At 53.3% G+C, this 25,998-nt stretch carries 29 protein-coding genes and 1 tRNA gene; 8 read left to right on the top strand and 22 right to left on the bottom strand.

What is annotated here, in order from left to right; translation table 11 throughout:
- Positions 1–9: 9 nt before the first annotated feature.
- From IM700_RS22325 to IM700_RS22310, 4 genes are all read right to left on the bottom strand, one after another.
- Positions 10–726, bottom strand: a complete 717-nt coding sequence (locus IM700_RS22325) for a 5'-methylthioadenosine/adenosylhomocysteine nucleosidase (protein WP_193419063.1) — start codon at positions 724–726, stop codon at positions 10–12.
- Positions 727–907: 181 nt separating this feature from the next.
- Positions 908–1,912 (bottom strand): catabolite control protein A, encoded by a 1,005-nt coding sequence (gene ccpA / locus IM700_RS22320; protein ID WP_059043810.1) that lies wholly within the window; start codon positions 1,910–1,912, stop codon positions 908–910.
- A gap of 113 nt (positions 1,913–2,025) precedes the next feature.
- On the bottom strand, positions 2,026–2,367 hold the full coding sequence (gene ytxJ / locus IM700_RS22315) for a bacillithiol system redox-active protein YtxJ (RefSeq protein ID WP_193419061.1): 342 nt from the start codon (positions 2,365–2,367) through the stop codon (positions 2,026–2,028).
- 121 nt (positions 2,368–2,488) lie between these two features.
- On the bottom strand, positions 2,489–2,932 hold the full coding sequence (locus tag IM700_RS22310; RefSeq protein ID WP_193419059.1) for a hypothetical protein: 444 nt from the start codon (positions 2,930–2,932) through the stop codon (positions 2,489–2,491).
- Positions 2,933–3,166: 234 nt separating this feature from the next.
- On the opposite strand from IM700_RS22310, the gene IM700_RS22305 reads away from it, so the two are divergent.
- Positions 3,167–3,694: a type 1 glutamine amidotransferase domain-containing protein gene (locus IM700_RS22305; protein ID WP_155608782.1), complete on the top strand. Its 528-nt coding sequence runs from the start codon at positions 3,167–3,169 to the stop codon at positions 3,692–3,694.
- Between the two features lie 183 nt (positions 3,695–3,877).
- Here IM700_RS22305 and ptsP read toward each other — a convergent pair whose 3' ends face one another.
- From ptsP to IM700_RS22275, 6 genes are all read right to left on the bottom strand, one after another.
- The gene (ptsP, locus tag IM700_RS22300; RefSeq protein ID WP_193419057.1) at positions 3,878–5,620 is read right to left on the bottom strand and encodes a phosphoenolpyruvate--protein phosphotransferase; all 1,743 of its coding nucleotides are present in this window, start codon (positions 5,618–5,620) and stop codon (positions 3,878–3,880) included.
- Positions 5,621–5,834: 214 nt separating this feature from the next.
- Complete coding sequence (locus IM700_RS22295; RefSeq protein WP_193419055.1) at positions 5,835–6,263, bottom strand: CoA-binding protein; 429 nt, start codon at positions 6,261–6,263, stop codon at positions 5,835–5,837.
- Between the two features lie 60 nt (positions 6,264–6,323).
- The gene (gene aroA / locus IM700_RS22290) at positions 6,324–7,616 is read right to left on the bottom strand and encodes a 3-phosphoshikimate 1-carboxyvinyltransferase (RefSeq protein ID WP_193419053.1); all 1,293 of its coding nucleotides are present in this window, start codon (positions 7,614–7,616) and stop codon (positions 6,324–6,326) included.
- A 30-nt stretch (positions 7,617–7,646) separates the two neighbouring features.
- Entirely contained in the window at positions 7,647–8,162 is a 516-nt protein-coding gene (locus tag IM700_RS22285; RefSeq protein WP_193419051.1) for a shikimate kinase, read from the bottom strand.
- Positions 8,163–8,317: 155 nt separating this feature from the next.
- The gene (gndA, locus tag IM700_RS22280; RefSeq protein ID WP_193419050.1) at positions 8,318–9,727 is read right to left on the bottom strand and encodes an NADP-dependent phosphogluconate dehydrogenase; all 1,410 of its coding nucleotides are present in this window, start codon (positions 9,725–9,727) and stop codon (positions 8,318–8,320) included.
- 202 nt (positions 9,728–9,929) lie between these two features.
- On the bottom strand, positions 9,930–10,526 hold the full coding sequence (locus IM700_RS22275; protein WP_193419047.1) for a hypothetical protein: 597 nt from the start codon (positions 10,524–10,526) through the stop codon (positions 9,930–9,932).
- A 180-nt stretch (positions 10,527–10,706) separates the two neighbouring features.
- On the opposite strand from IM700_RS22275, the gene IM700_RS22270 reads away from it, so the two are divergent.
- The gene (locus IM700_RS22270; protein WP_193419045.1) at positions 10,707–11,330 is read left to right on the top strand and encodes a YktB family protein; all 624 of its coding nucleotides are present in this window, start codon (positions 10,707–10,709) and stop codon (positions 11,328–11,330) included.
- Positions 11,331–11,377: 47 nt separating this feature from the next.
- On the opposite strand, the gene IM700_RS22265 is transcribed toward IM700_RS22270, so the two are convergent.
- Entirely contained in the window at positions 11,378–12,646 is a 1,269-nt protein-coding gene (locus tag IM700_RS22265) for an MFS transporter (protein ID WP_193419043.1), read from the bottom strand.
- Positions 12,647–12,833: 187 nt separating this feature from the next.
- Between IM700_RS22265 and IM700_RS22260 the strand changes: the two genes are divergently transcribed.
- Complete coding sequence (locus IM700_RS22260; protein WP_193419041.1) at positions 12,834–14,309, top strand: aminotransferase class I/II-fold pyridoxal phosphate-dependent enzyme; 1,476 nt, start codon at positions 12,834–12,836, stop codon at positions 14,307–14,309.
- A gap of 71 nt (positions 14,310–14,380) precedes the next feature.
- Here the strand turns inward: IM700_RS22260 and IM700_RS22255 are convergent, their stop codons facing one another.
- Positions 14,381–14,704: a DUF1292 domain-containing protein gene (locus IM700_RS22255; protein ID WP_193419039.1), complete on the bottom strand. Its 324-nt coding sequence runs from the start codon at positions 14,702–14,704 to the stop codon at positions 14,381–14,383.
- Positions 14,705–14,839: 135 nt separating this feature from the next.
- Positions 14,840–15,394 carry a copper amine oxidase gene (locus IM700_RS22250; RefSeq protein ID WP_193419037.1) on the bottom strand — a complete coding sequence of 185 codons (555 nt, stop codon included), beginning with the start codon at positions 15,392–15,394 and terminating at the stop codon, positions 14,840–14,842.
- Positions 15,395–15,574: 180 nt separating this feature from the next.
- Here IM700_RS22250 and IM700_RS22245 point away from each other — a divergent pair, with 180 nt between their 5' ends.
- On the top strand, positions 15,575–16,312 hold the full coding sequence (locus IM700_RS22245) for an MBL fold metallo-hydrolase (protein ID WP_193419035.1): 738 nt from the start codon (positions 15,575–15,577) through the stop codon (positions 16,310–16,312).
- 62 nt (positions 16,313–16,374) lie between these two features.
- Here IM700_RS22245 and IM700_RS22240 read toward each other — a convergent pair whose 3' ends face one another.
- The 3 genes from IM700_RS22240 to IM700_RS22230 form a co-directional block, all read right to left on the bottom strand.
- The gene (locus IM700_RS22240; RefSeq protein WP_155608771.1) at positions 16,375–16,614 is read right to left on the bottom strand and encodes a DUF3892 domain-containing protein; all 240 of its coding nucleotides are present in this window, start codon (positions 16,612–16,614) and stop codon (positions 16,375–16,377) included.
- 71 nt (positions 16,615–16,685) lie between these two features.
- The gene (locus IM700_RS22235) at positions 16,686–17,168 is read right to left on the bottom strand and encodes a GNAT family N-acetyltransferase (protein WP_155608770.1); all 483 of its coding nucleotides are present in this window, start codon (positions 17,166–17,168) and stop codon (positions 16,686–16,688) included.
- Positions 17,169–17,379: 211 nt separating this feature from the next.
- Positions 17,380–17,637, bottom strand: coding sequence for a hypothetical protein (locus IM700_RS22230; protein WP_155608769.1), 258 nt, complete (start codon positions 17,635–17,637; stop codon positions 17,380–17,382).
- A 169-nt stretch (positions 17,638–17,806) separates the two neighbouring features.
- Here IM700_RS22230 and IM700_RS22225 point away from each other — a divergent pair.
- Positions 17,807–17,879 (top strand) — tRNA-Val (locus IM700_RS22225).
- 994 nt (positions 17,880–18,873) lie between these two features.
- Here IM700_RS22225 and IM700_RS22220 read toward each other — a convergent pair.
- From IM700_RS22220 to IM700_RS22195, 6 genes are read right to left on the bottom strand one after another with little or no spacing between them, the layout of a single operon-like run.
- Positions 18,874–19,755, bottom strand: coding sequence for a metallophosphoesterase family protein (locus IM700_RS22220; protein ID WP_193419033.1), 882 nt, complete (start codon positions 19,753–19,755; stop codon positions 18,874–18,876).
- Positions 19,756–19,759: 4 nt separating this feature from the next.
- Positions 19,760–20,083 carry a DMT family transporter gene (locus IM700_RS22215; RefSeq protein ID WP_193419031.1) on the bottom strand — a complete coding sequence of 108 codons (324 nt, stop codon included), beginning with the start codon at positions 20,081–20,083 and terminating at the stop codon, positions 19,760–19,762.
- A gap of 22 nt (positions 20,084–20,105) precedes the next feature.
- Entirely contained in the window at positions 20,106–20,921 is an 816-nt protein-coding gene (locus IM700_RS22210; protein WP_336244922.1) for an HAD family hydrolase, read from the bottom strand.
- Positions 20,896–22,260 (bottom strand): ABC transporter substrate-binding protein, encoded by a 1,365-nt coding sequence (locus IM700_RS22205; RefSeq protein WP_193419030.1) that lies wholly within the window; start codon positions 22,258–22,260, stop codon positions 20,896–20,898. The genes IM700_RS22210 and IM700_RS22205 overlap by 26 nt, the downstream gene beginning before the upstream one ends.
- Before the next feature lie 37 nt (positions 22,261–22,297).
- Positions 22,298–23,140, bottom strand: a complete 843-nt coding sequence (locus tag IM700_RS22200; RefSeq protein ID WP_193419027.1) for a carbohydrate ABC transporter permease — start codon at positions 23,138–23,140, stop codon at positions 22,298–22,300.
- 18 nt (positions 23,141–23,158) lie between these two features.
- On the bottom strand, positions 23,159–24,046 hold the full coding sequence (locus IM700_RS22195) for a carbohydrate ABC transporter permease (RefSeq protein WP_193419025.1): 888 nt from the start codon (positions 24,044–24,046) through the stop codon (positions 23,159–23,161).
- Positions 24,047–24,250: 204 nt separating this feature from the next.
- On the opposite strand from IM700_RS22195, the gene IM700_RS22190 reads away from it, so the two are divergent.
- The 3 genes from IM700_RS22190 (at position 24,251) to IM700_RS22180 (ending at position 25,916) form a co-directional block, all read left to right on the top strand.
- A complete protein-coding gene (locus IM700_RS22190; protein WP_155608788.1) occupies positions 24,251–24,796 on the top strand; it encodes a GbsR/MarR family transcriptional regulator in 546 nt (181 codons plus the stop codon).
- Between the two features lie 117 nt (positions 24,797–24,913).
- Complete coding sequence (locus IM700_RS22185) at positions 24,914–25,678, top strand: polysaccharide deacetylase family protein (protein ID WP_193419023.1); 765 nt, start codon at positions 24,914–24,916, stop codon at positions 25,676–25,678.
- A 55-nt stretch (positions 25,679–25,733) separates the two neighbouring features.
- A complete protein-coding gene (locus IM700_RS22180) occupies positions 25,734–25,916 on the top strand; it encodes a hypothetical protein (RefSeq protein WP_155608762.1) in 183 nt (60 codons plus the stop codon).
- The last annotated feature ends 82 nt before the right edge of the window (positions 25,917–25,998 follow it).

Raw genomic sequence — 25,998 nt, 5'->3', positions numbered from 1 at the left:
AAAGTCTTTTCATTTTAACTCGCCGGCATGCTCTACCATATCGTTTAGAATGGCAAACGAACGCCGGGCGGCCAGTGCGGTAAACTCGGTAAAATTCACGTCGGCGGAGCCGTCCGCCTTATCCGAGATAGAGCGAAGTACAATAAATGGCACCCCGTTCCGATGGCATACCTGTGCGAGCGCCGCCCCTTCCATTTCGACGCAAACGCCGTCCAGCTCCTTGTACAGAACAGAGCCAACGAATTCCGGATCCGCGATGAACTGGTCACCGGACAGCACCCGTCCCACCCGGTAATGATGATCCGTGCACTGACGGGCGCAGGCGTCTTCTGCCAAGCGGATCAAGGCAGGGTCAGCGGGAAAGTCGGAGACGTCCTGGTACGGTGTAATACCGCGCTTATAGCCGAGCGGCCGAACATCCATATCATGCTGCAAGCAAGTCGACGAAATGACGATATCGCCAACGTTCAAATTCGGGTGCACCGCGCCGGCCACTCCGGTAAACCAGACCGTTTCCGCTCCAAAGCGATCGATCAGGATTTGCGTTGTGGTTGCGGCATTGACTTTGCCGACGCCGGATTTACACACGACAACGTTCCGTCCGTGCAGTACGCCCTTGACGAAGGTAGCCCCTGCCGCATCAACCGCCTCTTGATGTTTCACCTTCTCGAGAAGCAATGCGATTTCTTCATCCATGGCCCCCATCAGGCCTATCGTTTGATTCATGTCAGCCTCTCCCTCCTATTCTCCCATCCATCGTGCGGGCAGAATTATTGTCCCCGAATACTCAAAAAAGCTCCTTAAAATAAGGAGCTTTTTTATCCGTAGTTAACCTTTTTCATATATATTTTCTATGTGTAGCTTATCTCTCTATACCCAACGTTGCAAGATACCCCAAGCTAAGCCCTTAGACGTGGCTAACGGACAACCGCAAAATCGTTTCGTGCGGCAAAATCACCCGTGGGTTCTCAACCGTTTCCTTCTTCATCAGCTTGGTCAATAAACGCATCGCTACCGCACCGAGGTCGTACATCGGTTGAGCGACCGTCGTCAACTGAGGGCGAACCATCGAAGCCATACGGATATTGTCAACGCTGATGATCGAGAAGTCGTCCGGCACCTTCAAGCCTTCGTCCTGAATGCTGTGAATCGCGCCAATCGCCATTTCGTCCGTTGCCGCAAAGATCGCTGTCGGCCGCTTCTTCAGCCCGAGGAAATACTTCATCGCTTCCACACCGGATTCATAACGATAGTTGCCAATCCGCACCAGATCCTCTTGGTACTGAATGCCCGCCGTCTCCAACGCGCGCTTGTACCCTTGGAATCTCGCATAACCGTTCGCCGGATCCTGCAACGTTCCGCTGATCATCGCAATCTCGCGATGTCCATGACGGATCAGCGTGCTGACCGCGTCAAAAGCCGCCGCTTCGTGGTCGATATCCACGGAAGGATACAATCCGTTCTCGTCGCTCGTTGCGCAAAGCACGATTGGCACCGCGGACGTCTGGAACGCTTGAATATGTTCCTCCGTTACGGTTCCGCCCATGAAGAGGAGCCCGTCCACTTGCTTCTCGAGCAACGTGTTGATGACGCGAATCTCCTTCTCTTTGCGCTTGTCGGCATTACACAAAATAATGTTATAGTGATACATGTTTGCAATATCTTCGATGCCCCGAGCGATTTCCGCAAAGATCGAATTCGAAATATCGGGGATGACCACACCTACAGTGGTGGTCTTCTTGCTGGCAAGACCCCTGGCTACGGCATTGGGCCGGTAGCCTAACCGTTCTATCGCTTCGTAAACCTTTTTCCGGGTCTGCGGCTTCACATTCGGATTATTGTTGACAACCCGGGAAACCGTGGCCATCGAGACGCCTGCTTCACGTGCCACATCGTAAATGGTAACCGTCACATTCTTCTCTCCATTGCCAATAGATTTTCACTCGTTCATCCGGTAAAGTTCCAGAGCTTCAATTAAATTTATGATACGACAAAATACTACTTTATGCAATGATAACGCTTCACTCAGCGTAAAATCTCCTGCAGCGCGGTCTCCGTGATCTTAGAATGAGACGTGTGCCAGACGGCTTGTCCCTCCTTGATCAGGATGGCTTGAGGGGATTCATGCTTGACGCCAAGCCGTTCGGCTGCTTCGTTCGATACGTCCCGGTTCTCAATGACGTAAATCAGCCCGTATGTAACGTCTTCGCGCGGAGTCCCGTTCAAATACGCCTCCGCTTCCTTATGTGCCCCGGCACTGATCGGGCAGCGGGTACTGTGCTTAAACAGCAGCAGCGGCTGGCTTGAGGAGCGTACCAAAGCATCATTCAGCTCCTGGATCGATTGTATTCTCATCCATGTGGACATAACATTTCATCCCCTTTTGTGCGAATAAGAATCTCCAGATGTTCTGTTGATATCTTAACAAAAAGAGAAATGAAAATACAACATCATTTACAAAATGATTTGCAAAAATCGAGCAAAATCGTCAATTGGCTCTGGAAAGTTGTCGATTCTTGACATATTTAGATAATTGAGAGAGGCGTTTAGAGATCTCGTTCATCCAATCCAAATCGCCGATGTTCTTGGCCCCGCCGTACAAGTCCAGCAGGAGATTGATTCGTTCCTCGCATTGCTGCTCCAACAGACTCTCGAAGGAAGCGTTCTCGGTTCGATTCCACTGACGGTAGATGGCGAAAATCAGGTCAGCCAGCTCGTTCATCTCGGTAAAATACACGCGGCCGTTAGGCTGCTCTTTTTTGAGTTCGGCCAACAAGTCCGTCAGATCCGACTTCACCTCCGGAAGCACCTCATAATAGCTGCAATCCTCGCACTCGTAAATGGGAACGCGGTCGATTTCATAGATTCCTTCAAAAATGACCAGCCTGAAGCCTAGGTTCATCATTTGCCCGCAATGACAGTGCTTTCGCACAGTACCACCTCATCTTAGTCCTTTGCATTTTTTTGATTCGATAAATTTTATGAATAATGATCTTATTCGACCCGCTTGCGAGAATCTCCTTCTGTTGGCGAAAGATACTTTATATTGCCATAATTGGAAAGGTTTCAGAAACCGCCGGGCATAGTAATAGTTATCATTTTTGATACAATTAAAATATTGAATCGAGTTTTCGTCAAGTACCATAAAAGACAGGAGGAGTTGGATTTGAGATTAACTGGCAAAAGAATTATTGCCCTGGTGGATGAGGAATTTGAAGATTTGGAGCTATGGTACCCAATCTACCGCGTTCGCGAAGAGGGGGCTGAGGTGCATTTAGCCGGCCCGGTGAAAGGGAAAAAATACATCGGCAAATACGGCGTCCCCGCCGAGGCGGAATTTGCCTTTGAGGAAATCGATGCCAGCGCGTATGACGGGATTCTTGTCCCCGGCGGCTGGGCGCCAGACAAGCTTCGGCGTTACGACAAGGTGCTCCAGCTCGTCCGCGAGCTGCACCAAGCGAAGAAGCCGATCGGGCAAATCTGTCACGCCGGCTGGGTACTGATCTCCGCCGGGATCCTGAAAGGCGTGACCGTAACGTCTACGCCGGGCATCCGCGACGATATGCAGAACGCCGGCGCGATCTGGCTCGACGAGCCCGTCGTCGTGGACGGGCACATCATCTCGGCCCGCCGTCCGCCGGACCTGCCGGCTTACGGCAAAGCGTTCGTGGATGCGGTGGCTGATCTGCGTTAGTCGTCTCGTCCCGACTCCGCTCTGCCATGAAATGGCGTGACATGATTTGGACATGACTTACGACGCACCGGGCAAGGTTCCCCGCGCCGTTCCTGCTCCCGCCAAATGTAAAAGTGCAGGTCTGAAACGCAACAAGCCGTCCCTGGTGTCACTCACTCTTGACCCCAGGGACGGCTTATGTTGTTATTTGCCCAACCGTTCTTGTTCCAGCTCATGCGCATAACGTACCAGCTCGGATTCGACCTGATCGCTGGTCGATAAGCGATAGCAGGCAGCGCCCACTTCCTTGCTCTCCCGCGAATCGGAGTTCAAGACGCGGTGCTTCACTCGCAGCAGGGCCTGCGGCGACATGCTCAGGTCGGTGACGCCGAGATGCAGCCATAGCGGCACCGCTTTCTCGTCCCCGGCCATCTCGCCGCAGACGCTGACGGTGATGCCCGCCTCTTTGGCCGATTGCACTGTTTGTCGCAGCAGACGCAATACCGCCGGATGGAACGGGTGGTACATATGGGCGATCTTCTCGTTCATCCGGTCGACGGCCAGCACGTACTGGACCAGGTCGTTGGTGCCGATGCTGAAGAAGTCCACTTCCTGCGCCAACAGATCGGCAATCGCCGCCGCGGCCGGAATTTCAATCATAATGCCAACCTGAATTTCCGGATCATAGGCGAGTCCGCGCCGGGTCAAATCCTGCTTGGCTTCCTCCAGAATCGCATTCGCCCCGCGGACTTCCTCCAGCGAAGAGATCATCGGATACAGGATCTTCATTTTGCCATAGGCACTGGCGCGCAAAACGGCGGCAAGCTGCGTCCGAAACAGCTCGCGGCTGTCCAGGCTGATGCGGATCCCCCGGTAGCCCAGCACCGGATTCTCCTCTTCCTGAAGCTCGAAATATTCCAGCTGCTTGTCGCCGCCGATGTCCAGCGTCCGGATGACGACCGGATGCGGCCCGGCTTTCTCCGCGACCTGTTTATACACCTCAAACTGCTCGTCTTCGCCAGGGAAAGTGGACCGGTCCATATACAAAAATTCCGTACGGAACAAGCCAACGCCTTCCGCACCGTGCTTCAAGGCCAGCTCCAAATCCTTGACGGAGCTGATATTCCCGGCGAGCCGCATGCGTACGCCGTCTTTGGTTGTCGCTTCAACCGCAGCTAACAGCTGCAGTTGCTCCTTGCGGCGGCGTTGTTTCTCCGCCAGCTCCGTAAAGCGCGTCACGATCGCCGGTTCGGGATTGAGATACACCCATCCCTCGTCCCCGTCGATCACCAACATGTCGCCGGTTTGCAGCGGCTCAACCAACTTGTTCTCCAGACCTGAAACTAGCGGAATCCCCAGCGCCCGAGCCATAATCGCCGAATGCGAAGTTTTGCCGCCAGCCATCGTGACCATACCCAGCACGTTGTCCGGATTCAAATGGACCAGTTGGGAGGGTGAAAGCTCTTTGGCCACCAAAATGTACGGCTGTGTATCCGCCGGCAGCGTGATGTCCGGCGTCCCGAGCAGATGCTTGAGCAGACGGTTGCCGACATCCTTGATGTCGAGCGCCCGTTCTTTCATATATTCGTCGTCCAGCAGGTCAAACATCGTTACAAAATGGTCGATCGCTTCCTTAACAGCAACCTCCGCCGCCTTGTACTGGCGTTCGATGATCCCCCGGATCTCGCTCATAAAGACGGGATCCTCCAGGATAGCCAGGTGAGCGTCAAAGATGCCGGATTCCTCCGCACCCACCGTCTCTTTAATCTCGTTCTTCATCACTTCGATTTCGGTTTTAGACGTGCGAATGCCTTCGTACAACCGCTCGAATTCTTTAGCGAGATCCACCTTTTCCATCCGGCGATCCGGTACGTCCCATTCCCAGGCGGGCAGCACGAAAGCTTTGCCGATGGCGACGCCAGCTGCTGCTCCGATCCCCTGTATCATGTAGTGACCCCCTAGTCCTGCTTGTAAGTTCCTGTTCAAGGCACATTAAAATAGAGTTCAAAAATCAACTTTGATGATTTTTGAACTTCCTCTGTAGGATGCCCTCTATCTATTTCATTATGGTAATCCTAGCCCCTCAAATTTGTCAAAGGAAAAACGAGAAGCCAAAAAAGGGCCCTCCGATTGCGGACGGGTCCTATTGGCCACGCTACATTTAACTTCGTTTTCCGATCAAGATGCTGTCCTCAACCTTGATACAGCGATCCATAATCACGGTCAGACCGCCTTTCGAGGCGATTTCGTACGCTTCCTCGCTCACAATCCCCAGCTGCAGCCAAAGCACGCGGGCGCCGATTTTCACGGCTTCCTCCGCCACCGGCGGCGTCTGCTCGCTGCGGCGGAACACGTTTACGATATCCACGGGTTCGGGGATGTCCGACAAACTCGGATACACCTTCTCACCCAGGATTTCGCCGCTTACCGTCGGATTAACCGGGATGATGCGGTAGCCGTTATTTTGCAGCGCTTGGGCTACCATATATGAGGTTCGGTCGGTTTTGTCCGACAGTCCCACAACCGCAATGTTCCCGGCGCTCAGTAGAATTTCTTTGATTTCCTCACGGCTTGGATTGTCAAATGCCATTTGAAATGCCTCCTTTGCCGGCGCCGGTCCCAAACCAGCGCCTTGCGTCTTAGTTCAAGTTTATTCTACCCGTTCCACGGATGCGCCAAGCGAGACGATATGGTCAAAAAATTGCGGATACGATTTGGCCACGTGATGCGCATCCTTAATCACCAGCGGTTGACGGCAGCGCAGGCCTACGACGGTCAACGCCATAATGACGCGATGGTCGTAATGCGCATTGATCGTCACGCCGCCCTCCAGTCCGGACGGGCGGCCATGCACGATAATTTCGGCCTGGCGTTCCTCCACGTTCGCTCCTGCTTTTTTCAGCTCGGTCAAAAAATCAGTAATCCGGTCGCACTCCTTATAACGCAAATTTTCCACGTTATAGAAACGGGACGTTCCGTCGGCAAACACCGCAGCTGCCACCATGGCCAACACGGCGTCGGTCGCTGCATCGCCGTCGAATTCTACCGACCGCAGACGTCCGTTCCCTTGGATATGCACCGTTCCGTCTTGATGGGTTAGCGGCACGTCCATCATCTGCAGAACGTCTACGATGGCGCGTTCCCCTTGCTTGCTGCGTTCGGCCAGACGGTGGACCTTAACGTCCGACTTCGTCACCGCGGCTGCAGCCAAGATCGCCGCCGAACCGGGGTAATCGCCCTGCACCGTATACGTCTTCGCCTGGTAGCTTTGCCCACCGGGTACACGGAAATGCATGTAATCATCGCTGGCATGAATGACAATCCCGGCCTGCTCCAACACCTCTAGCGTTTGCCCAATGACCACCTTCGATTTCAGGTCGTTCAGCACTTCGATTTCACTGTCTTCAGCAAGCAGCGGAGTCAGGAATAACAAAGCGCTCAAATATTGGGAGCTGACCGAACCGGACACGCGGATTTTCCCGCCTTTCGGCGTTCCTCCGCTAATCGTGATCGGTAGCCGGCCTTCATTATGGCTAACCTCCACGCCCAGTTGCCCCAGCGCGTCGATGAGGTCGTCATGCGGACGTTTCCCCAGCGAATCCGGGTAGGTGTTCACGAACGTCACCTCTGGACACAACGCCGCAATCGCCATAAGGAATCGCAGCACCGCACCGGCGTTGCCGACATTCAACTCCTTGACGTCCTTCGGCCGACGCCCAAAACCGGTAATGACGATCTTCTCCTCGTCCTCTTCCAATACCGCGCCCAAATCGGCGATGCAGCGGCGCATGGCGTCGCTGTCCTCGCTATGCGCCGGATAATAAACGGTGCTTGTCCCTTCCGCCAGAGCGGCAACCAGCAAGTAACGGGTCGTATAATTTTTGGAAGATAATGCTCCGATTTCGCCCTTTAACTCCGGCGTTGGCTTTACGATAACGTCCATATGGTTCACATTCCCCTTTATTGTGATTGATCAAGAACCGCGGTAATGCGTTAAAATCTCATCCGATACTTGTTCCGCACTTTTCCCCGATGTATCGACGGTCAGATGGGCAAAAGCATAAGCGTCTTTCCGTTCCTCCAGAAGAGCGACCACCCGCTCCTTCGCGCCTCCAGCCAGCAGCGGTCGACCTGGATCTTCTCCGACCCGCGCGACAATCTCCTCCGCGGTTGCTTGGAGCGCGACCACAAGGCCACCTTCCCGCATCACGAGGCGGTTCTCCTCGCGAAGTACGGCGCCGCCGCCGGTCGCCAGCACAATGCCACGTTCCTGCAGCGTACTCCGCAAGATCGCGGATTCCAGCTCGCGAAAATAAGCTTCCCCTTCGGCTGCGAAAATGTCCGGGATCGTCCGTCCGGCTTCCTCGACAATCCGCTGGTCGAGATCGACGAGCACAAGGCCGGTTTCAGCCGCCAGCAACGAACCCACGGTCGACTTCCCCGTGCCCATCATGCCGATCAGCACGATATTATTTAGCGGTTGATTCATGTGTTCGTTCACCTACTTGCTCTGTTCAGCTTGTTGAGAACTCGCTCAGAGTAAACTTTTTCATATCATAACACAGGCCGATCCATTTTCAACACAAAAAGAAGCCGGCAGAGACGTTCCCGTCCCTCCGGCTTCCTCGTGATCCGTTCTTCGGCTTAGAACCACTGATGGTGGAAGACGCCTTCCTTGTCGACACGTTTGAACGTGTGAGCCCCGAAGTAATCGCGCTGCGCTTGCAGCAAGTTGGCCGGTAGGCGTTCCGTGCGGTAGCTGTCGTAATAGGACAGCGCGCTCGCAAAACCCGGCACCGGAATCCCGTTCGCCACAGCCGCGGATACCACATTACGCCATGCGTCTTGGTAGCTCTCCACGACATTTTTGAAGTAAGGGTCAAGCAGCAGGTTCTTCAACGCAGGATCGCGATCGTAAGCATCCTTGATGTTGTGAAGGAATTGGGAGCGGATGATGCAGCCGCCGCGGAAAATCATCGCGATGTTGCCATATTTCAAATCCCATCCGTATTCGTCGGAAGCGGAACGCATTTGCGCAAATCCTTGGGCGTACGAGACGATCTTCGAAGCGAACAGTGCCTTGCGGACGTTCTCAATAAACTCCTTCTTATCGCCGTTAAACAACTTCTTGGCAGGTCCGTTCAGAATTTTGCTGGCCGCTACACGTTCTTCCTTCATTGCCGAGAGGAAACGGGAGAAGACCGATTCGGTGATCATGGACAGCGGTACGCCTAAATCAAGGGCGCTTTGGCTTGTCCATTTTCCGGTGCCTTTCTGGCCGGCTGCGTCCAAGATGACGTCTACCATCGGTTTGCCGGTTTCCTCATCGTATTGCGAGAAGATGTCGGCGGTAATTTCGATTAGGTAGCTGTCCAGCTCGCCCTTGTTCCATTCGCTGAAAATCTCGTGCAGTTCTTTCGCATCAACATCCAGCACGTCTTTCAACAGATGGTAGGCTTCGCCAATCAGCTGCATATCGCCATATTCGATGCCGTTATGCACCATTTTCACGTAATGTCCGGCTCCGTCCGGACCAATATATGTACAGCAAGGATCGCCGTTCACTTTTGCGGAAATTGCCGTCAAAATAGGTTCAACCAGCTTATAAGCGGATTCTTGGCCACCCGGCATGATGGCTGGTCCTTTCAAGGCGCCTTCTTCACCGCCAGATACCCCTGTACCGATAAAGCGGAATCCTTTAGCTTCCAGTTCTTTGCTGCGGCGCTGCGTATCCGGGAAGTGTGCGTTACCCCCATCGATGATAATGTCCCCTTGATCCAGGTATGGCAGCAATTGTTCGATCGTGCTGTCTGTGGCCGGACCGGCTTGTACCATGATTAGAATTTTGCGCGGCGTTTCCAGCGAGTTCACGAACTCTTCGACGGAAAACGTGCCTACCAGGTTCTTGCCTTTGCCTTCGTTATCGAGCAGGTCATGCGTTTTTTCCGGGGAGCGGTTAAATACCGACACGGTAAAGCCCCGGCTTTCAATATTAAGGGCTAAATTCTTGCCCATGACGGCCAGGCCGATGACGCCGATTTGTTGTTTTGACATGGTCTCCATCCTTTGCACACTATATTTTTTTCAATAGTATCATTTTAACTCTTTTGTGTACAGAAGTGAACCCTACGCCGTTTCGCTCAAAAAACAACCCCCAACGCCGTGGGAGCCAAGGACTTGCCTTTCAATTTTCTCGTATGGGTTGTGCCGACAGCGAGGCAGGTAATCACTCCTCTAGGATGGGCGGATTTAGCGCTTACCATTCAAGACGGAGCAATTCGAGCCGTAGCTTGCGCAGCCTCTCCTTGCAAGCCTCGGAGGTTTCGGTATCTCCCTGCTGGATCGCTTCGAACAACCGTTCCAGCTCGGCATCCAATTCCTCCTGGAGATGGGCCAACTGCTGTTCCGCAGATTCGGAGGCGTACATTTCGGCCATCTGCGCCGTGTCGAGGACCGGTCCCTTTTGATAGATGACGCGATGTTCCATCCCCGAGATTTCGACAAGGCGAATGACTTCACCAAACAAAATATTTTCGACCAAGATTTGACGATCCTTGAACCGCTTGACCACCGCATGGCCGCGTAGATCCCCAATCAGCTTCTCCAGCCATTCGGCCAGCTTGGCATCCCGGATCAAGTAATCACCCACCAGCTTGTATCCTTTGGGAAGACGCTGAAACCGCAGCTTGGTCAGCTTACGTCCGGTACGGACCGAGATGATAAAGAGAGTTTCGTTTTCGCTCCAATATAAAGAATACCCGTCTTGGATCAAGTCGCGGATCAATTGTTGAATGTGCCGGCGGTCGAATCGGAGTTCCAGGTTGCAGTATTCCACTTCGTAACTTTTGTTCACGGCACTCCCTCCTAACGGTTTACCTTATCTTATACTCCATCTTATGTAATGGAACTTGGTTTATTGATTATTTTTACCCTGAACGGGCCACGGATGACGCGCAAATTTATGATATACTGGTACCGTTACAAACCAAACACACCAGAGTCAGATTCATGCTCGAGTTGGAGGTATTCATCGATGTCCTTTGAAGGATTTACGACACCAGATTTCGACGCCTTAACCGTCCCCGGCCTGGAGCCCCGGATGGAAGCGATCATAAGCCGCATCAGACCGAAGCTGGAGACGCTGGGCACGGAGCTGGCTCCCTTCTTGTCCGCATTATGCGGAGAAGAGATGTTCCCGCATGTCGCCAAGCATGCCCGCCGGACGGTGAACCCGCCGAATGACACCTGGGTCGCCTGGGCGGCCAGCAAACGCGGGTATAAAGCGTTGCCGCATTTCCAAGTGGGGATGTTCTCCACTCACTTATTTATTATTTTCGCCGTCATCTACGAAAGCCCAAATAAATCGGTGTTCGCAAACTATTTGGACAAGCAGGCGGCCCAGATCAAGAAGACGATTCCGGACGGCTTCTACTGGTCCTTAGACCATATGAGCCCGGGCGGTACGTTGCACCAGGAAGCCGACGCCAATCAATTGAAAGCCTGGGCCGAGCAACTGAAGACGGTGAAAAAATCCGAAGCGTTGTGCGGGCTGCGACTCGACCGGAACGACCCTCTTGTGTCCGACGGGACCCAACTGATACGCACGGTCCAAGAGACGTTTCAGACGCTGCTTCCGCTGTATAAGAACGCGTTTTAAAGCTCGGCTGCGTGCCTGGCCATTACTGCGCATTTAGCCTCCCCGATCTATATCTTCGGGGAGGCTTTTTGCGTGCGCACAAGGCAGATATGCAGAAAGAAGAGCAGCGCCATCATCGCCGAGCTGGCCAGAAACGGGGCAGTCGGGCCGATCAGGTCCCACATTTTGCCGGAGATGATCGGCCCAGCGACCATGCCCGAGCCCTGAATCGTCAGGAACAGGCCCCAGACCGTCCCCTTCTCGCCGCTGGGAAGCATATGCGAGATCATCGTATCCCAAGTCGGGAGGATAAATGCATAGCTGCAACCGATCAGGATGACAAACAGCCAAACGAGCGATACCTCCCGCGACAGGGCAAACAAGCCGATCGAGGCCGCCGCCAGGGCGAAGCCGATATGCAAAAACCAGCGCGTCCCCAAGCGATCGACCAATTTGCCGATCGGAATCAGCCCCAAGACGGTGATCCCGCCCCCGATGACAAGCATAGCGCTGAAGGTCTCCGGAGACAGCCCGAGCTCGGTGCGGACGTACAGCGTGATGACCGGCGTCAACAGCCCGACGGCGAACGATTGAAGGAACAGCGCCGGGTACAACAGCGGGCTGACGTTCAAGTGCGTGCGAATATGGCGAATGGAGGCACGCATTTGGCTCCACACCCCCCCGCTCTTGGCGAAGGGGGGGGCCTCCCCGGGGATGGCGGATTTCGCCGTTCCCGCGGCGGTGGAACCGCCCGTTTTTCCCGGCAACAACAACGATACTAGAACGACAAACGCAATACATCCAAGTAGGAACCAAAAGACCGGCCGATAAGAATCATGCAAAAAAAAGTTGATGATAACGGGACCGAGTCCGGTTCCGCCGAGGCTGGAAATCTGAATGACGCCCATCGCCGTCGCGAAATTGTTATTCTCCTCCGTGACCGCGGTAATCCCCATCAATACGCAAGGCCAAAGCGGGCTGGTACCGATGCCTAACAGTGCGCAGCCAAGCACCAGAAACCCCATGGTGGGCAGGAACGCGATCACCGCCACGGCGCCGAGCGTGATGCATAGCCCCAAGCTCATCGTTCGGCGAAAGCCGATCCGTTCGATCAGCCAGCCCGCCGGGCTGCGAAACAAATTATCCCCGATATACTGCATCGAAAAAGACAAACCAATCGCAAACGCGCTCAGGCTCAGGACATCCCCCATATAGACCGGAAGGATGGATACGATCAGTGCCCCCTTGACAAATTCCACCAAAAACATGATGAGCCACAGGCTGGCGAACGTGGGATTCAGCAGTTTTTTTCGCGCGATTCCGCTTGTCAGTTCCACGAAAAGTCCCCCTCTCCTAGTTTCCGATCACGGCTTCCCTCTTCATTCTGTCCGTTTTCGCCGGCAAATTAACCCGCATAACGTCAATTTTGCGTAAAACCATCGTCATTCGCTTGCATTCCGGGCGCATTTTGCTATACTCAAGCTTGTTTGAAAATTATGTAGACGAAAGGCAGGGATGGCCCGTATGGATCATCAAAGCACGCCGCTCTTCACTGCGCTCAAAAAGCACGCGGCCGGCAATCCCGTTCAGTTTCATATTCCCGGGCATAAAAAAGGGCTCGGCACCGATAAAGAATTCCGCGAGTTCATTGGCGATAACGCCTTGTCCATCGACTTGATCAACATCGCTCCCCTGGACGACCTGCACCAGCCTACCGGCGTCATCGAAGAGGCGCAGAAGCTGGCGGCCGACGCCTTTGGCGCCGACTATACCTACTTCTCGGTACAAGGGACCAGCGGGGCCATCATGACCATGATACTATCCGTTTGTTCTCCGGGTGATAAAATTATCGTCCCGAGAAATATTCATAAATCCGTAATGTCGGCAATTATTTTCGCCGGAGCGAAGCCGGTCTTTGTCTCGCCGGCACAGGACGCCAATCTGGGGATCGACCACGGGATTACGACTTCCTCGGTCCGCCGCGCCCTGCAGCGCCATCCCGATGCCAAAGCGGTCGTGGTGATCAACCCGACGTACTTTGGCGTATGCGCGAACCTGAAGGAAATTGTCGATCTGGCCCATAGTTTCCACGTACCGGTGTTGGTCGATGAAGCGCATGGGGTGCATATTCACTTTCATGAGAAGTTACCGATGTCGGCCATGCAGGCGGGCGCCGATATGGCGGCCACCAGCGTGCATAAGCTCGGCGGCTCGATGACGCAAAGTTCGATTCTCAACCTCAATACGAAGAATGGCTACGTCAACCCGCAACGCGTGCAGACGATCATCAGCATGCTGACGACCACCTCAACATCCTATCTGCTGCTGGCTTCCCTTGACACGTCGCGCCGTAATTTGGCGCTGCACGGGCGAGAAATGGCCGAACAAGCGATGGAGTTGGCGCATTATCTACGGTCGGAAATCAACCAAATCGAAGGCTTGTACTGCTTCGGGCGGGAGATTCTGGGCGGGGAAGCGACTTATGACCACGATCCGACCAAGTTGACGATCCACGTCCGTCAATTGGGGATTACCGGTTATGAAACGGAGAATTGGCTGCGTGAGCACTACAACATCGAAGTGGAGCTCAGCGACATGTATAACATCCTATGCCTGATTACGCCGGGGGATACGCAGGAAACCGCCGATATTTTACTGACGGCTCTACGCGAATTGTCTAAGACCTATTATAAGGAAAATAACGCCAACGAGCTGATCGTCAAAGTCCCGGAAATTCCGCATCTCTCCCTCATTCCACGGGATGCTTTCTATGCGGATACCGAGGTCATTCCGTTTAAGGAATCAGCCGGACGAATCATTGCCGAATTTATTTATGTATACCCGCCGGGGATTCCAATTTTGCTCCCGGGTGAGGTCATTTCCCAGGACAATATCGACTACATCGTGGATCATGTCGAAGTCGGACTGCCGGTCAAAGGACCGGAGGATCGATATATCGATAAGGTTAAGGTGATCGTTGAAGCTGACCCGATATTCTGATTCAACCCAAATCAAAAAGCTCCCCGCTTCCGGGGAGCTTTTATCTTATAAACCAGGGGACTAAACTCGGATCAGGCTTCATCCATTTGGGCGACAAGCTCGTTATAAGCTTCTTCCACCTGTTTCCATTCCTGTTCGTCTTCGATATTGTAAAGCACCATTTCTTCGTTCTCTTCTTCCATGCGGAGAATGATGCCGTCCGCTTCCGGATTGTTGCGCTCAAGCAGCAACGCGTACACTTTCTCGCCAACGTCGAAGGTCTCGACAAGAACCATCTCTACGTCTTTCCCCTCTTCGTCAGTCAGCGTCAACACAAACTCTTCATGCTCATGATCATGGTCATGATCGTGGCCGCAGCCGCATGCTTCGCCGTGTTCGTGATTGTGGTCGCTCATGAAATTACCTCGCTTTAAGTATGTTTTAATGGAGTGAAGAAGAATCCCTTGCTTCATTCCCCCCGTATCGTAACACTTTTGGGTGGGACAGGTCAATTTTCGTAAGTACTGTCGAGTGTAAAGCTAAACTTGCGATTATTTCAAGACGTTAATGCCTTTCTCCGAGATCAGCACGAAGTCCGTTCCGTTCGACGGCTGCATGTAGAACCCTACGACATAGCGGCCTGACGATTTGAAATCATAGGTAATGTCCTTCGTCCGGAACCAGAAGTTATCCCGCTGCTCTTTGATCTCATCCGTCTGAATCTCCTTGGAAGTTCCGTCAGGGGCCGTGATCGAAACCCGCACTGCAGCGATATCCGTACGTAAATTATCGATTTGTGAAAATACGTTGAACTTCAGCTTCCCCGTCTTCTTCACGTCGCCAAACACCGCATCATCTGTGAACAAAAACATATGAACGTTGGGTTTATAATAATTCACCGTTTTGGTGCTGTCATTGTATTCGACCAATCCTTCGAGATTGCGTACGGGCACATAGGTTTTCCCGTCTACGATATATCCGCCATCCTCCAGCTCGTGGCCGTTCAGCATCAGCTTTACCTTTTGGCTAGCGGCATCGGCAAACAGCAGGGAACCTCCCATTAGGGAGAAAGCAACCACCAATAATGCAACTCTTCTCCATTTCATGAATTTGACCCTCCATTTGATTCCTGTTGATGTAATGTTATACTCCTCGATTTCGGTCAAGTTGCGGTGGTTATGGTAAAAGGCGGCACTTTTTTTGGCGAGAGATGCCAGTCTTTTGTTTCTAATGGAAATTGTGTACATTTAAGGGGTGATCCATACTTTACTTAAGGGGGATTCCTCATGCCATTACGTCTGCAAATGCTGGGTACGGGCGGGGCGTTTGCCAAACGATATTTCAATAATAATGCGCTTCTCTATGCTGGAGATTTCACCTTGCTGATCGACTGCGGAATCACCGCCCCCATGGCGCTGCACGCAATCGGTAAACCGGTGGAGGACATCGACGCCGTGCTGATCACCCATATCCATGGAGATCATGTGGGCGGACTGGAGGAACTAGCCTTCCGTCGAAAGTTCGGGTCTGGGCGGAAACCGATCCTTTATGTCGCCGAGAACCTGGTAGAGCCGTTATGGGAAAATACGCTGAAAGGCGGGCTAAGCCAGGATGGGGTGATCGCCTCGTTGCACGACGTGTTTGACGTGCGTCTGCTAGCGGAAGACCGGCCAATGCTGCTTGCGCCTGAATTGAAGGTGGAGATTATCCGAACACCGCATATCCCGGGTAAACCGAGCTATTCGCTTTATTTCAACGACGAGATCTTTTACAGTGCGGACAAAACGTTTCAGCCGGAGCTCCTCGAGAAGCTGGTGCGCGAACGTGGCTGCCAACGAATCCTGCATGAAGTCCAGTTAACCGGGCGGGGCGAAGTTCATACGACATTGGAAGAATTGTTAACTCTGCCTTCCGAAATTCAGAGCCAAACCCTGCTGATGCATTATGGGGATGAAATGGAGACGTTCCTCGGGGCTATCGGGGAGATGGAGTTCCTCCGTCAACATGAAGTATATACGCTGTAACGAAAACAACCCTGCGGGCATTTACGCCCGCAGGGTTCATTCGTTTATGGTTAGGAACAACGTTATTCGAAACCAGGCAAGTTGTCGAGGTTATTGGACGGGTCTCCGTCGGCATCGCCACGGATATACATTTCTCCGTCCCGCCCCTTAAACACGTTGACGCCGGCGATCGCACCGGCCTTAACTTCCTGCAGGGCTTGCTGGTAATCAAGCACGCGTCCGCTGGACGTTTTAAACGCCTCCAAATCCCCGTCTCCGTTCTTTCGCACGGCAATAAACGTTTCTCTGGTATTCAGGGCCATCGGCTAGCTCATCTCCTCTTCATTCAAGTTAGACCTAGCTTGCCCCGAAACCTCAAAACCTATGATTATGATTACGATTTCAACGGTTTGACCATCCGGACGTGTGGAATCCCGGCATCATCGAAGGGCTCGGTCGAGATCGTCTCATAACCAAGTTTGGCATAAAACCCTTCGGCATGGCACTGTGCGTCCAGGACCGATTTTGTGAGGCCCAGCTCCCGAGCCAGCTCCTCCAAGGCAAGCAGCAGGATTTTGCCCACGCCCTTTGAGCGAAATTCTTGGCGTACGGCGATCCGCTGCATTTTGGCCGCATTGTCTTTATAGTAAATCAGCCTGCCCGTCGCGGCATAGGCTCCTTCCATTTCGATCAGCACATGATGCACATCTGGATCGATCTTGTCGTATTCGTCAATCTCCAAATCGATGGGGACCTTCTGTTCCTCGACGAACACCTCTTTACGGATGTCCAGGCATCTTTGAAGTTGTTCCTCGTTATCTACGTGAATGATTGTTGCAGCCGACACTTCGTTCCCCTCCCAGCATTCCTTGTCCATTGGTTTGTTTAAACTGCATCATTATACAAAAAAATCATTTTCATGTATAGTTATTCTAAATGGATATCGGCTGAAAGGAGCTGGCATAAGGGTTATGGTCATGGGCATAACGATAACCGCTGCGGTGCTGATCGCGGTTTTGTTGATCGTCTCCATGTTTTATGTGACGAAGAAAGGCTATTCCCGCAAGTGGGACGAGGAATAAAGCTTGTTATTCCGTAGAATAAACGTCCTCCACAATCGTCGGTGAATAAACGCCATCCGATACCGAAGGCCCAAACGGCCAGGGAAAGGCGCGAGCCTGCCGGTTCATCGTCTCCGTGTCGGGTGCCAGACGGCAAGCGCTGGTTAAGGCCAGCAGGAGGACGGCTCCCGCCACGGCTACCCATAGGGGCCAGGGCCGTTTCGTCCCGTTGGGTCGTGACGGGTTATGATGGTGGTCATGGGGATTACGGTGGGTTTGATGCATCTGAACATCTTCCTTTCCAAGCTTGGTGCGTTTCTGACGTCATACGTATCCTGACCGGAATTACGCTCCTCCTCCATTGTTGGCAGGGTCCCGGCCCCTTATACTTCAAGGAAGTATTGACAAGAACCCTGCTGCCTGATAAGATAAATTTTGTCTTCACTATAATTTTGATCTGCTAGCTCAGCTGGGAGAGCACCATCTTGACAGGGTGGGGGTCAGTGGTTCGAGCCCACTGCAGATCATCACAAAAATCCCTTGAAGCGTAAGGCTTCAGGGGATTTTTATTTCTTAGGTCTGAATTGGCCTATGATACGAATTTCATAGTCCAAAGAGTTTCTTTTGGGAGCGTCTCCGTCGTCGTGACCCCATATGATTGTAGCCAGCGGGCAGACGGCCAAGATATTCCCTGATCGGCGCTCTGGATCACCAGCAACCACAAGTGGGCAATCCTTATACTCCCCCTCGATACATATGAAAAAAGACCACTGAGGCTTATGCCCTGGTGGTCTTATACTCATTCTATTGCTTCGTCTTTTTCGAGGTATCTGCATCAGCAAATTCCGCATTCAGATTTGGATCCCCTAATTTCTTTTTTACTTGCTTGGAGCTGTGCTTCGCATCATTCTTCTTGTTCAACTCACAATACACCTCCTGTAAGTCGTATTATGCGGCGAGCAACTTCGCTCTATGCGTTGGGTGGTCGCGGATAATGACTCGCCCATAACTTACCGCCCCTTTACCGCTTAGCGGTGGAATTGCGGGGGGGGGGGCTTCCTATATAGTCAGAACAAAAGGGCTAACGACTCCACGGCTCTTCAACCCCCTCGACCTAATCCAGGTATCTCCAAAGTCCCAGTCGTTTCGTTGCTCCCAAACTTCTAACGGACCGTAGGGACCTTATTTGCTTATTTCCCGGTGATTTCCCGGGCTAACGGACTGGTGCGACCTTATTTGACCCTTTAGGCGATCATTTCACCTCCATTCACCCAAATAAGGTCTCTGAGGTCCGTTAGAATGGGGAGGGCAACATCAGAACCCAAATAGCGGCTCTGGTGTCCGTTAGCACAGCACCGCTACCAGCAAACAGCAAACGGGCTCGCTGCTCGTTGCGCGTTGCTTGTTGCTTGTTGCATCGCTCTAGCTCGCCATTGCACCGCACGCCAAAAACGCGCGCCAAAACTGGCACGCGTTCCCATTAAAGTGTCCTGCTCGTCTCCACGTCGGACCGATCTTCTACTAGCCTCGCGGGTAATCCACCCGAAACTGCGCCGCCTCCACCCATTCGCCGCGGGTAAAGTCCCGGCCACGCACGAGGACATGGTCGCGGTAAACCTCTACGTAGAAGCCTTGGCTGCCATCCTTGTGTTCGTCTTCATCGGTCCACAGGTAAGCAACCGAAGCGGCATTGAACATCGCCGGCCCTTCGCCTCGAACGCCAAAAGAAGTGTTAGGTGCATCCAACTCCCAATGGGTATGCCCCGTGAACAGGATCGCCTGCGGATAACGGGCGAGTACGGCAAGTAGTTCGGCGTCCTGCACGACGCCATACCAGCGTTGTGCTTCATAAGAGCCGGCCACCGTGTTCATTAGCGGCTGATGCAGGAATACAAATACTGGACGGTCCGCCGCAGCGCTCTCCCCCAGCTTATCGTCCAACCAGGCCAGCTGCTTTTCTGATAAGGAGCTAAATAACTCCAGCCCCTCCTCCGTTCCGAGGAAGACGAAATGATAGCCGTCAATCCAATGATCATGATAGATGCCCTCCGTGCCGGTACCGCGCAAAAACTGCCCCAAACGCGCCTCCCAGTTCCCCAACGCGACATCGTGGTTGCCCATCGTCACATACAGCGGAGGTAATGTCCCACCAAACTGCTCCCAGATTCGGTTCCAGGCTTCATACTCCTCCGGGAATCCATGATCGGTCACGTCTCCCGCATGCATGATTCCGGCGCTTCCGGCACCATTTTCCGCGATATCCCGTAAAGCCTGTTCCAGGTTAACATTATGCGTATGCTGCCCATCTGTCCGGACATGCGTATCGGTGATCACCTGAAAAGTTAGCAGAATCCCTTCGTCCCGCTGACCTTTCCCTACCTGCAACTCATTTCGATCCACCATTTCTTTAACCTCCCTCGCCGCTCAAATTCAACCCGATGACGCCGAGAACGATCACCCCGATCCACAAGATCGAGGGTACCGACAATTTCTCCTGAAACAGAATTCCGCCCGCGACAGAGATCAACACGATCCCGATTCCCGACCAAACCGCGTAAACGGTGCTCACCTTCATATACCCCAGCGCAAAATTCAAGCAGGTAAAACTGGCCCCGTAAAAAAGAAACATCAGTACCGAGGGAACCAACCGGGTAAAGCTATCCGACAGCTTCATCGATACCGTGCCGGACAACTCCAGCACGATGGCTAGAGCCAGGAATAACCAACCCATTTCTTCTTCCACCTTTCCGGAATTACCGAACTTCCCCGAGCCGGAGCTCGCGATAACTGGTCATCACGACATCCGCCGACGGGAAGCCCTCCTTCCCCGACGTATGACCCTCATCCAAGGCGATGGCCGCAGCCGCCCCGGCGGAGCGAGCCATCTGCATATCGCCGTCCGTATCGCCAATGACGGCTACCCGAGCCGCCTCCACACCAAGTTCACGGCAAGCTAACTCCACCATGTCCGGAAAAGGCTTCCCCCAGTTCACCCGATCCGCGCCAACACATACGGAGAAATAGGGGCGAATCCCGAGCCATTCCAGATGTTTCTCCGCCGCCGCCGTTTCATCGGAGGTGACAATCCCAAGGCGGAGCCCCGCCTGACCGCATTGCTCCAAGAACGGCAGCACTTCTGGCAGCAGCCGAGCCGTGCGAGAACCCTCAAGTGCTTCGTCCGCGGCCACGCGACTCTGCGCCGCCAGCACCTTTGCTTCCGCCCAGGAGAGGCCTGCCTTGTAACCTTCCATTGCCAGCAGCGTCAGCAGATCATCCACCGTGCCCATCGACAACGGACTGTTCCGATCATACCCGGAGATCTGCCCTTCCGCGTCGTAGCTGATTCCCCAGACCTGCAACTGATCGGCAGATAGCGGCGATCGTTGCCGTTTCATCAATTCGGAGGAAAAATGGGCGAGCAACCGCTCGCCCCACCTTCCCCACGTATAGATAAAATCCATCAACGTTCCGTCTTTATCGAACAATATCGCATCGACCCTAAACTTGATTCCTGCGACATCTAATGTTGCCGCGGAGGTACGATTATTTCCGAATTCGGTCGAGTTCACGCTGCGCCGTCTCCTTCGCTTCCTTCAGCGCTTCGGCTGCCGGAGTATTGCTGATCTGTACCTTGTCGGCAGCGATTTTCAGCGCGTCCGTAATCTTCCCGCCCGTTGGATCCTGGAACGGTTTCGAGGCATGCGTCGCCTGCTTCAGCGGCACGGTCGCCTGCGGGTTTTGCTCGCTGTAGGCTACGAACTCCGGATCGTTCAGCGCGGATTGACGAACCGCGATATAACCGGTGTTCATCGACCAGAATGCGGTATTCTCCGGGCTCATGAAGAAGCTGTACCATTTCATCGCTGCTTGTTGCTGCTCGGGGCTGGCGGCTGCCGGAATACCTGCCATGATCGCCTGGGCGACTGGCTTTCCTGCACCGATCCCTTCCCAGCCCGGCTGTTCCATAGCCGCCACGATATTAAAATCGAGGTCGCCTTGGTCGCCGCTGGAACCGGTGTACCCCGCCGCTTGGCCTTTCATCACGTCGTCGATCGTTTTGTACCAATACTCCCAGCCTTGGCCGCCGGAATGGATACGCATGATTTTGTCTTCATGGATCCATTTTCGGAATGATTCCCAGGTATCCACCCATTCCGGGGAATCGATCAACACCGTGTTGCCATCCTCACTAAGGATTTTACCGCCTTTGCCATACACGGCGTCCATCATGTTCTCCGCGCCCCACATCGGCTCCCAGCCGTAGAACACGGTTTTGCCGCCTTCCTTGACCGTCATTTTTGCTGCGGCATCGGCAAGCGCCTCCCAGGTGGTCAAATCTTCGGCTTTAAGGCCGCTCTTCTCGAGGGCATCCTTCCGGTAATACATCACTTGCGTCGTGCCGTACATCGGCAGGAAAAATTGTTGGCCGTCGACTTTCCCTTGCTCCAGGAACGTCTGCACGACATCCTCTGGTTGGAAATCCGGCGAAGCTGCGATCAGTTCGTCCAGCGGAGCGTAATACCCTTTACGAGCCCAGTCCACGTTAGAGGATAGAACGGCGGCCGGTACGGTGCCGGCGGCGATGGCCGCTTGCAGCTTTTGTTCCGTTTCGCTGTAATCGGCTTGCACGACCGGCTTCACGATGACATCTTGCTGCGAGCTGTTGAACTTGTCAATGAGGGCTTGCATATTTTCGCCTAGCTTGCCGCCAAGACCATACCAAAACTCGATCGTTACCGGTTCTGCCGATTGCGCTTGGTTTCCGGCATTCGTCGTATTCCCCGCCGGCGCAGCCTGAGCGGGATCGGCCGTATTCCCCGCCGCACCGGAACCCCCGCCGCAAGCACTGATTACGAGGAAGGTACAAGTCATTAACAATCCGAACCACGATTTTTTCCAATTCGTCATTTCATAACCTCCATAAATGGTTTTCAGTTTCGTTCTCTCATCCTTTACTAGCACCTGCGGACAAATTGACGCTTTGCATGATCGTTTTCTGGGTCAACACGAACAACGCGAGCAAAGGCGCGATCGTGAAGGCGCTGGCGGCCATGATCAACGGCCACTTCAGCCCGTAAGCACCCCCTTCCACGAAGAAGCTGCGCAGACCGGCCGAAACAAGCTGCAGGTGTTGGCTTTTGGTGATCAGCATCGGCCAGAAGTAGTTGTTGTACTGCTCGATAAAGGTAATCAGTCCGAGTACCGCAAAGGAGGAGCGTGTCAACGGCAGCAGAATCGTCCAAAGAATACGGAAATGCGACGCCCCGTCAATTTGCCCGGCCTCCACCAGCTCATGTGAGATTTGCAGGAAAGCTTGCCGGATCAAGAAGATTGAAAACACGCTCACGCAGTTGGAGAAGATCAACCCGGCATAGGAATCCAGCAAGCCCAGCCGGCCCAGGACGATATAACCCGGGAGGTACACCGCGGTGCTCGGCACCATGTACCCGACCAGAACCAATGCGGTAAACGCCCCTTTCAGGCGAAATTTCATATGGGTCAGGGCGTAGGCCATCATTCCTGAATTCACAACCTGGGTGGCTACGATGGCCGCAGCGACGAAGATACTATTGTACATGTACCGCTCAAATGGAGCGGCGACCCAAGCCTCGGCGAATTGTCCCCATTTCGGACTGTGCGGCCAGAGCGTCGGCGGAAACTGCCAGATCTCATCATTGCTCTTCAACGCGCTGGTCGCCATCCAGTAGAACGGAAACGCCATGTTCAGCGATACCGCCGCCAACAAGACATGGCGAATGGCGGTGCCCCATTTTTCGATCCCTTGCATGGTTTAGTCCCCTTTCTTCTATGAAGAGTAATGAACGGTACGCCGCCCTACCCAGAACGACAGCAGCGATAATCCAACGCACCCGACGATAAGCGTGATTGCCACCGAAGAGGCTTGCCCGATTTGAAACGCGTCGAAGGCGGACTGATAATAGAGGTAGAGTAACGTGCGTGTCGAACCGGCCGGCCCGCCTTGCGTCAGCACATTGATTTGGTCGTACGCCTGCAGAGCCTGAATCAGTTGAACAATCACCAGGAAAAAGGTTGTCGGCGAAATCAGCGGCCATGTCACGTTCCAGAACTTGTGCCAGCGGCTTGCGCCGTCGAGCTCGGCCGCTTGCAGCAGCTCTGTGGGCACGCTGCGCAGCGCCACGAGATAGAAGATCATCCCCCAACCGGCCGATTTCCAGACGGTAACGAGTAGGACACCCACGAGCGCCCAGTTCGGATCCTCCAGCCAACGAATACCTTCGATCCCGAAACTTTTCAGCAACGTATTGGCTAGGCCCACCTCGGGCTCGAAAATCCAGGACCAAACAATCGAAACAGCCACTGTCGGCGTCACCCAAGGGGAGAACATCAGCATCCGGTAGACGGATCCGCCCTTCATATTCCGGTTGAGCAGCAAGGCCAGCCCTAAGCCGAACACAACGACGGGCAGTACGCTGCCTGCGGAAAATAACGCAGTGACCCGGAGCGACTGATAAAACGACGGATCCGTAAACAGGTCGCGATAATTTTGCAGTCCGACGAACAACTTATCGGGGCTCATGAAATCCCATTCCGTGAAACTGAGATAGATGATGTACCCCAACGGATAAAACCAAAACAACGTCAGCGGAACCATCGCCGGGAGCGTAAACAACAAGGCCCGGACATCTTCCACCCAAAGCGAACGTTTTTTCATGGATCCTCCTTTTGTTCCATTCAGTAATCATTGAATATTTGTTATAATGGTAGATAAATCACGTTAATAATCTCTTGTGTTCAATATTTATTGTACGTTCGTTTTGCGTTTATTGGGTTATCTCTGCGTGAAGCGGCGATTAATTTTGTGTAAAATTTTTCGAGGCAGGTAGGTGTGAAGGTGAAGAAGCCAACGTCGGGGAAAATGCCGGAACCGCAAAATTTCCGGGAAGAGCTTCGCGCCAAGGTCATTGATGCGATTGCGCAAACGATGGACCTCTACGGCGTAAATTACTCCTATGGGCAGCTGTACGGCATCCTATTTTTTGAGGATCGGCCCATGACGCTAGAGGAAATGCAACAGAGCATGAATATGAGCAAAAGCAATATGAGTTATGCCGTCCGCTCACTTGTCGATTCGAAGATGGTGAGCAAATTGGACGAAAAGGACGCCCGCAAAGATCTGTATGCCGCGGAAACCGATTTTTTCAAAGCGTTTCAGGCCTTTTTTGCGACGAAGCTGCAACGAGAAATCGATGTCATGCGCGGAGCTCTCGACTCCGTCATTCCGCCGCTCTCGGAGACCATTCTGGAGATGGAGACCTCCGAGGAAGAGCGGAAGCGGTGCCTGGAGGATCTGCACAAGCTGAAGCATGCCACAAGCTATTACGAGTGGCTGCAGCAGTTCGTCGACCGACTGCAGAGCGGCGATTTTTTTGAAAGAGAGGACGATTCTCCCGTACAAGGATAAAAGTGCCGGAGATCAGCCACACTAAATGGACAGCGTCGACCGCCGGGAATAAGAGTTTTCTTGCTGGCTCGGCTGGACAATCTCTTTAAGTTTAGTTGATGGAGGCACGCAGAAACGATGTTAAAAAACAAACTGGGGGCAGCGCTCGCTATCGCCCTCTCGGCTTCGCTTCTCACCCCTGCCGTGGAGGCATCTTCCCCGGCCCAGGGCAAGGAAAGGAGCTACTACGAGGAACGCGGGGACATTGTTTGGGAAGTGCCGATGCAGGAAAAATACATCGCCTTGACGTTTGACGACGGGCCGGATGAGCATCAAACCCCGAAAATTCTTGAACTTCTGGAGCAGTACCAAGCGAAAGCGACCTTTTTCGTCGTTGGCGACCGCGTCAAACGTTTCCCCGAAATCGTTAGATTGGAACAAGCCGGGGGGCATGAAATCGGCAACCACTCCTATCACCATCCTTCCTTTCACCGGTTGACTTTAAAGACCTTAACGGAAGAGATGGCGATGACCCAGGAGGCCGTATTAGAGACAACCGGAAGCAAACCGGTCCTCTTCCGTCCACCAGGCGGTTACTATAATGAAACCATCGTCGAGTTAACCAAAGATAACGACCTGAAGATGATCCTCTGGTCTTGGCATCAAGATACAAAGGATTGGGCAACGCCCGGCGTTTACAAGATCGTCCGCAAGGTACTAAATAACGCACGAAACGGCGACATTATCCTCATGCATGATTACGTGCATAACAGCACGCAAACCATCGAGGCGCTAAAGGTTATTTTGCCTGAACTCCAAAGCCGGGGATATCGGTTCGTTACCGTCTCTGAACTGCTGACCCATAAGGTCACGCCGGATCATCATATCAAGGTCAATCATTAGCTTGGAAAACGAGCCGTTTGCGATCCTATCCTAATTCAGAAAGGAGCAAGAACGAGTGGACAAGATGCAGGAACAGGACACCCTGCCGCCTGGAAAAGGTTCCGGTGTCGATCCGATTCCCGTACCCAAACACCCCACCTCAGCTACGGAGAACCTCGAGGATCTCGTTGGCGAAATGATGGAGGAATGGTCGGAGACGCTGACAGGCAAGGATCCGGGCAAAGAACAAGCCAAATAACGAACGTACGAATTCGCAGCAAGGTGGGAGCAAATCCACCTTGCTGTTTTATTTAAATTTTATTTTCTTAATTTTTAATAAT

It is taken from the genome of Paenibacillus rhizolycopersici (assembly GCF_014947195.2).
GTDB lineage: Bacteria > Bacillota > Bacilli > Paenibacillales > Paenibacillaceae > Fontibacillus > Fontibacillus rhizolycopersici.
This window is presented reverse-complemented; position numbering and strand designations above follow the sequence as displayed.

Excerpts from the sequence above, each read along its gene's own strand:
- IM700_RS22325 (WP_193419063.1), bottom strand. The coding sequence starts at position 726 with ATGAATCAAACGATAGGCCTGATGGGGGCCATGGATGAAGAAATCGCA.
- ytxJ (WP_193419061.1), bottom strand. The coding sequence starts at position 2,367 with ATGTCCACATGGATGAGAATACAATCGATCCAGGAGCTGAATGATGCT.
- ptsP (WP_193419057.1), bottom strand. The coding sequence starts at position 5,620 with ATGATACAGGGGATCGGAGCAGCAGCTGGCGTCGCCATCGGCAAAGCT.
- IM700_RS22295 (WP_193419055.1), bottom strand. The coding sequence starts at position 6,263 with ATGGCATTTGACAATCCAAGCCGTGAGGAAATCAAAGAAATTCTACTG.
- aroA (WP_193419053.1), bottom strand. The coding sequence starts at position 7,616 with ATGGACGTTATCGTAAAGCCAACGCCGGAGTTAAAGGGCGAAATCGGA.
- IM700_RS22285 (WP_193419051.1), bottom strand. The coding sequence starts at position 8,162 with ATGAATCAACCGCTAAATAATATCGTGCTGATCGGCATGATGGGCACG.
- gndA (WP_193419050.1), bottom strand. The coding sequence starts at position 9,727 with ATGTCAAAACAACAAATCGGCGTCATCGGCCTGGCCGTCATGGGCAAG.
- IM700_RS22270 (WP_193419045.1), top strand. The coding sequence starts at position 10,707 with ATGTCCTTTGAAGGATTTACGACACCAGATTTCGACGCCTTAACCGTC.
- IM700_RS22260 (WP_193419041.1), top strand. The coding sequence starts at position 12,834 with ATGGATCATCAAAGCACGCCGCTCTTCACTGCGCTCAAAAAGCACGCG.
- IM700_RS22255 (WP_193419039.1), bottom strand. The coding sequence starts at position 14,704 with ATGAGCGACCACAATCACGAACACGGCGAAGCATGCGGCTGCGGCCAC.
- IM700_RS22250 (WP_193419037.1), bottom strand. The coding sequence starts at position 15,394 with ATGAAATGGAGAAGAGTTGCATTATTGGTGGTTGCTTTCTCCCTAATG.
- IM700_RS22245 (WP_193419035.1), top strand. The coding sequence starts at position 15,575 with ATGCCATTACGTCTGCAAATGCTGGGTACGGGCGGGGCGTTTGCCAAA.
- IM700_RS22240 (WP_155608771.1), bottom strand. The coding sequence starts at position 16,614 with ATGGCCCTGAATACCAGAGAAACGTTTATTGCCGTGCGAAAGAACGGA.
- IM700_RS22235 (WP_155608770.1), bottom strand. The coding sequence starts at position 17,168 with ATGGACAAGGAATGCTGGGAGGGGAACGAAGTGTCGGCTGCAACAATC.
- IM700_RS22230 (WP_155608769.1), bottom strand. The coding sequence starts at position 17,637 with ATGCATCAAACCCACCGTAATCCCCATGACCACCATCATAACCCGTCA.
- IM700_RS22220 (WP_193419033.1), bottom strand. The coding sequence starts at position 19,755 with ATGGTGGATCGAAATGAGTTGCAGGTAGGGAAAGGTCAGCGGGACGAA.
- IM700_RS22215 (WP_193419031.1), bottom strand. The coding sequence starts at position 20,083 with ATGGGTTGGTTATTCCTGGCTCTAGCCATCGTGCTGGAGTTGTCCGGC.
- IM700_RS22205 (WP_193419030.1), bottom strand. The coding sequence starts at position 22,260 with ATGACGAATTGGAAAAAATCGTGGTTCGGATTGTTAATGACTTGTACC.
- IM700_RS22200 (WP_193419027.1), bottom strand. The coding sequence starts at position 23,140 with ATGCAAGGGATCGAAAAATGGGGCACCGCCATTCGCCATGTCTTGTTG.
- IM700_RS22195 (WP_193419025.1), bottom strand. The coding sequence starts at position 24,046 with ATGAAAAAACGTTCGCTTTGGGTGGAAGATGTCCGGGCCTTGTTGTTT.
- IM700_RS22190 (WP_155608788.1), top strand. The coding sequence starts at position 24,251 with ATGCCGGAACCGCAAAATTTCCGGGAAGAGCTTCGCGCCAAGGTCATT.
- IM700_RS22185 (WP_193419023.1), top strand. The coding sequence starts at position 24,914 with ATGTTAAAAAACAAACTGGGGGCAGCGCTCGCTATCGCCCTCTCGGCT.